The following is a 6,951-nucleotide window of genomic DNA, read 5'->3' on the forward strand; positions in this document are numbered from 1 at the left end:
GGTAAAGCGGCGCACATCGAAGGCGATAGACGCGGGGCACGTCTCAGTAGCCCTGAGGTGGCTTTCGCGTACCAAGCCAGCGCCTGCCTTGTAGTAGATCTGTGGGTAATAATCAGCGCCGTCACCGGGCTCGCCCAAGCTGATGGATCCGGACTGCGCTCACTTAGGTCCGCCCGTTAATTGCCTCTAGCACCATTTTAGTAGCGTCTGATGTTTCCTCAGCCGGCATCTCCGGGCGGCTAGCCTTTTCCATCTCCTGGAGAGCAATAGCTTTATCGGCGATCTCGTTTGCCTCTTCGCGAGGCATAATGACCACCCCCTCCTCGTCTGCGAGGACAATGTCGCCGGCAAGGACAGGAACATTCCCGCAAGCGATCGGGTGGTTCATGGTCCCGCCGAGATTGTACCACCCCGCGGTGATCGACGAAAGTCCGCGGCACCACATAGGGAAATCCGCCTCTTCGATTTCCAGTAAGTCCGTACATGGACCATCAACTATGGCGCCTACCGCGCCGGCTGCCTTGGCCGAAGCTGCAACCCCTCCACCCCAGCAGGCATACCTATCATCTCCAAGGCGGTCCACTACCACGAAATCGCCCGGACGAAGAAGTCCTAGCGCATGACCCAGTAGCGTCGAATCCGGCCCGGGGATCGCCACAGTAACTGCGACACCAGCAACACGCTTACCGCGAAGAAGCGGTCGGATTCCACGATCCATAAAGCCCCACTGGCGAAAATGGCCTACAGTGGCTGTTTGAACCAGTTGCAGCTTTTGAACGAGTTCGGGCGACAACGGTTCTGGCATGTGATTAATACGGTAATCAGTCATATAGATTTCCTCTTTTTAGCCAGCAAGCCCACTCGAATACAGAAGCGCTCAAGTGAGGTTCGTCAAACACGCGGGATGGCTCTTCGCATAGTCCACGGAGTCACCCAATGTACGTTGGAGGCTGGACGAGTAGGTTACTCAGCGACAAACGAGTCATGGAATTTTTTCGCCACAGCGCGGCCGCCCTGTAAGACAAAATCTAATTCGGATCCGTGAGTGAACAAGCTGAGGCCCATTTTTTTGAACCGTGGCAAATAGTCTATGGAAGCCACATCAATGCCCGAGGCGATGCCGTACTTCTTAGCGACATTCGCGACTGCTTGACAGGCATCCAGCAATTCTGTCGTAAGCCCTCCCGGTTCTATGCCGAAGGAAAGGGCAAGGTCTGCCGGACCGATAAAGAGTGCATCAACACCAGGTATTGACGCTATCTCGTCAAGATTGTTGAGCGCCTCTCGTGTCTCAATTTGGAGCACGACAGCTAGGCTAGAGTTCGCATTCTTCCGATAGTCTGCGTCGGTTTGATAATAGTTGGATGCCCTCCACGCTCCAGATCCGCGCTTTCCTGAAGGTGGATATTTTGCGAAGGACACGGCATCAATGGCTTCCGCACTCGTATTGACCATTGGGACCATGATGCCGTTCGCGCCATGATCCAGCGCCGCTTTTATCAGTTCGATCCTGTTCCAGGCGACTCTGTAAAGTACAGGCATCCCGTATCGTTCGGTCGCAGGAAGAATATTTAAAAGTGAGTTTGGTGGAATTGGTGAATGCTCGCCGTCGACCAGTAGAAAATCCAAGTTTGTCTGCGCCAGAATCTCTGCGATCATAATGTTCGGGGTCTGCATCCAACCACCAATTTGCGGTTTTCTCGATCTGATCGATTCGGAGAGCGGGAGTCCTGTCATTTTAACAATCCTTTGCATTGCCTGAGGCGTAATCGAGCTGGTCAGCTGCAAGCCACCTAGCCGGAGCGTCTTCATCCAATCAGGGAGCCTACTGGGCGGATGTCATGAAATCTCGCTGGTGCGTAACGAACTGACTTATTCAAGGTGACGGTGGCATGGTTCTGGGCTTACAAAAATATACAGTTCTCCAAGAAGTTGGCTATCACACCATCGATTCCATTTCTTGATATGGCGTGCCCTCCGGTGAACGGATAGACCAACAGGGCCGTCGTTAGGCGCTAGAATCCTATATTTGCTTAAGACGCATGTTTCGGCGCGTATAGTTCCGATTAAACCGGTCCGGCTCGAAGGTGTTGGGTGCGAGCGAAGTCACTGGGTGGAGTCGCAGACCCATGTCACTAATTCCCCGCGCTGGCCATCTTCCGGCCCGCGATAGCTGTCTCGAGCCAGCCGATCTCCATCTCCGGCACGGACGATAGCAACAGATCGGTGTAATCGTCGAAGGGGGGCGTCAGCACCTGCCTCTTGGGGCCATATCGCACGACCTCGCCGCGGTACATCACCGCAATGGCATCGGCGATCGAGCGCACGGTCGCAATATCATGGGTGATGAAAAGATATGCCACCTGTTCGATCTGCTGCAGATTGAGCAACAGTTTCAGGATGCCATTGGCCACCAGCGGATCGAGCGCCGAGGTCACCTCGTCACAGATGATCAGCTTGGGCTTGGCGGCGAGTGCACGGGCGATGCAGACGCGCTGCTTCTGTCCGCCGGAAAGCTCGGCCGGATAGCGGTCGATATAGCCCGTGCCCATCTCAATCTCCTCGAGCAGTTCCTTCACTCGCTGGTTCCGCTCGGCGCCACGCAGGCCAAAATAGAAGGTCAACGGACGGCCGATGATCGTGCCAACGGTATGGCGCGGGTTCATCGCGACATCGGCCATCTGGTAGATCATCTGCACCTGGCGTAGGTCTTCCTTGGTTCGGTCGGCCAGTCTGTTCGATAGCTTCCGGCCGCCGAAGGTGATCTCGCCGTCCTGGGGTGGCAGTAAGCCCGTGATTGCTCGCGCCAGCGTCGACTTCCCGGACCCGGATTCGCCGACCACGGCCAATGTCTGACCGGCATGAATGGCGACCGAAACATTCTTCAGTACCTTGAGGACGCCGTTGCCATAAGCCGCCGTGACATTCTTTACCGACAGCACCGGCCACGGCGTCGCCGGCTTCTCCTGATGGTCGATGTGATGCACCGAAACCAGCGCTTGCGTATAGTCCTGCTTCGGCTCCTTGATGATCTGGTGAGTCGTGCCCTTCTCGACCATTCTGCCGTTACGCAACACTATGATGTCGTCGGCTACCTGAGCGACAACGGCGAGGTCATGGGTAATGTAAAGAGCTGCAACCCTCGTGGCGCGGATCGCTTCCTTGATCGCGGCGAGCACGTCGATCTGGGTCGTGACGTCGAGCGCAGTGGTCGGCTCGTCGAAGATGATGAGGTCCGGCTCCGGACAGAGTGCCATGGCCGTCATCACGCGCTGCAGCTGCCCGCCCGACACCTGGTGCGGATAGCGCCGGCCAATATGTTCCGGGTCGGGAAGGCTGAGCTTGCGGAACAGGGCCACCGCCCGGCGTTCGGCTTCGGCGCGGTTTGCTAAGCCGTGCTTGAGCGAGCTTTCCACCACCTGGTCCATCAACCGCCGGGCGGGATTGAAGGCCGCCGCCGCGGATTGCGCGACATAGCAGACCTCATGGCCGCGCAACTTGCGAATGCTGTTGCGGCCCTGCGTCAGGATGTTGCGGCCGTTGAGGATGACTTCACCGCACGTGACGCGGACGCCCCCGCGGCCATAGCCCATGGACGATAGGCCGATGGTCGACTTGCCGGCGCCGGATTCGCCGATCACTCCGAGCACCTTGCCCTTTTCGAGCGTCAGCGAGACGTCATCCACCAGTACGATGTTCTTCGGCGGTTGGCCGGGCGGGAAGACAGTGGCCTCGATGCGCAGATTGCGGATGTCGAGCAGCAGGCAAGGCTTTGCTTTGCTTTCGGCCATCACCCGCGTCCTCCCTTAAGGCTTGTCGTACGGTTGAGTACCCAGTCCGCAACGAGATTGACCGAAATTGCCAGCATGGCGATCGCCGCCGCAGGGATGAGCGCTGCTCCTATTCCGAAGACGATGCCGTCCTTGTTTTCCTTGACCATGCCGCCCCAGTCGGCATCCGGCGGCTGCACGCCAAGGCCGAGGAAGGACAGTGTCGACAGAAACAGAACCGCATAGATGAAGCGCAGCCCGAGTTCCGAAACCAGCGGCGACAGAGCATTGGGCAGGATTTCGGCGAAGATCACCCACCATTTGCCTTCGCCGCGCAGCTTCGCAGCCTCTACAAAATCCATCGCATTGAGGTCGATCGCCACCGCCCGCGACAAGCGGAAGACGCGGGTTGAGTCGAGAACGCCCATGACTAGGATCAGTGTCACGACATTGGACGGCAGCACCGAGAGCACCACCAGACCAAAGATCAGCGTCGGGATCGCCATCAGTAGGTCGACGAAACGGGACATCAACATATCGAACCAGCCGCCGACTACCGCAGCGGTGAAGCCGAGGATTGAGCCCATCGAGAAGGAAAGCAGCGTAGCCAGCATCGCGATCAGGATCGTCGTCTGGGCGCCATAGATCATGCGCGAGAGCAGGTCGCGGCCGAGATTGTCGGTGCCGAAGAGAAATTTCGCCGATATCGGCTCCCAAACTCCGCCGGCGATATCGCCGAGGCCGTAGGGAGCGATCCACTGTGCAAAGAGAGCGACGAGGACGAAGAGGATGGTGACAACAAGGCCGATCAGGGCGCCGATGGGAATACGTCTTATCATGGTGCTCCTTACCTCGGATGCCTGAGGCGCGGATTGGCGAGAATGGATGCCACGTCGGCCACGACATTGAGGGAGATATAAACGGTGGCGAAGATCAGCCCAACGGCCTGCACGACCGGCACGTCGCGCTTGGCGACATGGTCGACCAGATACTGGCCCATGCCGGGATAAACGAAGATCACCTCGATCACCACCACGCCGACCGCGAGATAGGCGAGGTTGAGCATGATCACATTGATGATCGGGGCGATGGCATTGGGGAAAGCGTGCCTGCGGATGATCTCGAAGGCCGTGAGTCCTTTCAGTTCCCCCGTCTCGATATAGGCGGACTGCATGACGTTGAGGATCGCCGCCCGCGTCATGCGCATCATATGGGCGAGGATGCCCAGCGTGAGAGTCGTGCAGGGCAGCGCGATTGCCTTCATCTTATCGAGAAAAGGCATGCCCTCATACACCATCGAAATGCCAGGGAAGATCTGGAACTTCACAGCCAAAAAATACACCAACAGATAACCAATGAAGAATTCCGGCACCGATGTCGAGGCGAGTGCCACGCCGGTGATCAGTTTATCGATGAGGCCGTCGCGATACCGTACTGCCGTCAGCCCGAAGGCAATCGCGAGCGGGACGGAGATAATCGCTGCCCAGAAGGCCAGGAACAGGGTGTTCCACAGCCGCTCCTTGATGGAAGTGGCGATATCGAGCCCACTGGTGAGAGCAGTGCCTAGGTCGCCCTGCAGGATTCCGAAAAGCCAGCGGAAATATCTAATGTAGGCCGGATCGTTCAGCCCCAGCTCCTGGCGCAGATTGGCGAGCGCCAGTGGTGTTGCCGACTGGCCGAGAATGGATTGCGCGACGTCGCCGGGCAGAAGATTTGTGCCAACAAAAATGAGGACCGAAACGGCGAGCAACAGGAGGATGCCCAGCGCGACGCGCTGGGCAATAAGCTTGAGAACCATCGTCTCAGGGCCTCAGGCCTGCAGCCAGCACTTGGTCAGCGCATAGCCGTTCATGAACCGATCGTTGCCATTCTTAGCCCAACCGCCAACCTGCGGGCCCGTGGCGTCGATGTAATCATTGAACATCGGAATGATGACGCCGCCCTCATTGTGGATGATCTGGCCCATGTCGGCATACAGTTGCTTACGCTTGTCAGTATTAAGTTCGCCGCGCGCCTGGACCATCATCTGGTCGAACTTCTCACTGAAGAAGTGGGTCTCGTTCCATGGCGCTTTTGACTGGAAGACGAGAGAATACAGCATATCCTGAGTCGGACGACCTGGACCAGAAGATGCCACGAACGGCTGCTTGAGCCACACGTTTGTCCAGTAGCCGTCAGCAGGTTCACGTTTAACGTCGATATTGATCCCCGCCTTGGCCGCGCTCTGCTGGTATAGCTGAGCAGCATCCACCGCGCCTGTGAATGCGCCGTCGGATGCATGAAGGAGCAGCGAACCGGAATGCCCTGACTTCTTGTAATGGAAGGCTGCCTTGTCCGGATCGTACTTGCGTTGTTCCAATTCGGTAAAGAGTGGATAAAACTTGTTTATATGCGTGTCATTGCCGATGGATCCGTAGCCCCCCAAGACCTTCTGGACCATCTCCTCGCGGTCGATGGCATATTTCAGCGCGAGCCGCAGATCGTTGTTGTTGAAGGGGGCGGCGTCGAGTTGGCAGCAAAAATAAGAATGCCCACGGCCCCCAACGTTGCGGACGCTGATGTCAGGGAACCGTTTGAGGAGTTCAACCACTTTCGGATCGACGCGATTAATCATGTGAACCTGCCCGCTCTGCAAAGCGGAGGTGCGGGCGGTCGCGTCGTTTATAACGACAATCTCGATCTGGTCGGCAAAGCCGCGATCGTCCCGCCAGTAACCGGCGTACCTCTCGCCGCCAAGTCGAACGCCAGCTTCGTTGACCGTGACCTTGTATGGACCCGTACCGATGCCTGCGTTCGGGCTGTCCTTGCCGCCATTTGGCTGAATCATCAGGTGGACATCGTTCATTATGACTGGGAAGTCTGCATTGCTTTCTTTTAGGGTGAAGACGATGTTCTGGCCGTCGACGGCGATCTTGTCGATCCCCTGCATAAAGGCGAGCATAACCGACTTCGAGTTGGCGTCGGAGTGTCGTTCCATTGTGGCGAGCACGTCGGCAGGCGTCATCTCCTTGCCGTTGTGAAATTGCACCCCCTTGCGGATCTTAAACGTCCAGACCTTTGCGTCTTTCGATGCGCCCCATTCCTCCGCAAGTACCGGCTGCAATTTTTGATTTGCATCCAGTTCAACGAGCTGTTCGCCCCACGCGCGGCTGAAGATAAACTGAACATCATTTGTTAGGAC

At 57.3% G+C, this 6,951-nt stretch carries 6 protein-coding genes; all 6 read right to left on the reverse strand.

The window, feature by feature from the left end; genetic code table 11:
• Positions 1-163 precede the first annotated feature (163 nt).
• Complete coding sequence (locus EOA24_RS22580; protein ID WP_127410074.1) at positions 164-829, reverse strand: RraA family protein; 666 nt, start codon at positions 827-829, stop codon at positions 164-166.
• A 134-nt stretch (positions 830-963) separates the two neighbouring features.
• Entirely contained in the window at positions 964-1,737 is a 774-nt protein-coding gene (locus EOA24_RS22585) for an aldolase/citrate lyase family protein (protein ID WP_189354133.1), read from the reverse strand.
• Positions 1,738-2,135: 398 nt separating this feature from the next.
• Positions 2,136-3,791, reverse strand: a complete 1,656-nt coding sequence (locus EOA24_RS22590) for an ABC transporter ATP-binding protein (RefSeq protein ID WP_127410076.1) — start codon at positions 3,789-3,791, stop codon at positions 2,136-2,138.
• Positions 3,791-4,609, reverse strand: coding sequence for an ABC transporter permease (locus EOA24_RS22595; protein WP_127410077.1), 819 nt, complete (start codon positions 4,607-4,609; stop codon positions 3,791-3,793). The genes EOA24_RS22590 and EOA24_RS22595 overlap by 1 nt, the downstream gene beginning before the upstream one ends.
• Before the next feature lie 8 nt (positions 4,610-4,617).
• Positions 4,618-5,568, reverse strand: a complete 951-nt coding sequence (locus tag EOA24_RS22600) for an ABC transporter permease (RefSeq protein WP_127410078.1) — start codon at positions 5,566-5,568, stop codon at positions 4,618-4,620.
• Between the two features lie 12 nt (positions 5,569-5,580).
• Positions 5,581-6,951: ABC transporter substrate-binding protein (locus EOA24_RS22605; protein ID WP_133374575.1), on the reverse strand; the 1,371-nt coding region annotated here is incomplete at its 5' end.

This window comes from Mesorhizobium sp. M2A.F.Ca.ET.039.01.1.1 (assembly GCF_003998035.1).
In the GTDB taxonomy this organism is placed as follows: Bacteria; Pseudomonadota; Alphaproteobacteria; order Rhizobiales; family Rhizobiaceae; genus Mesorhizobium.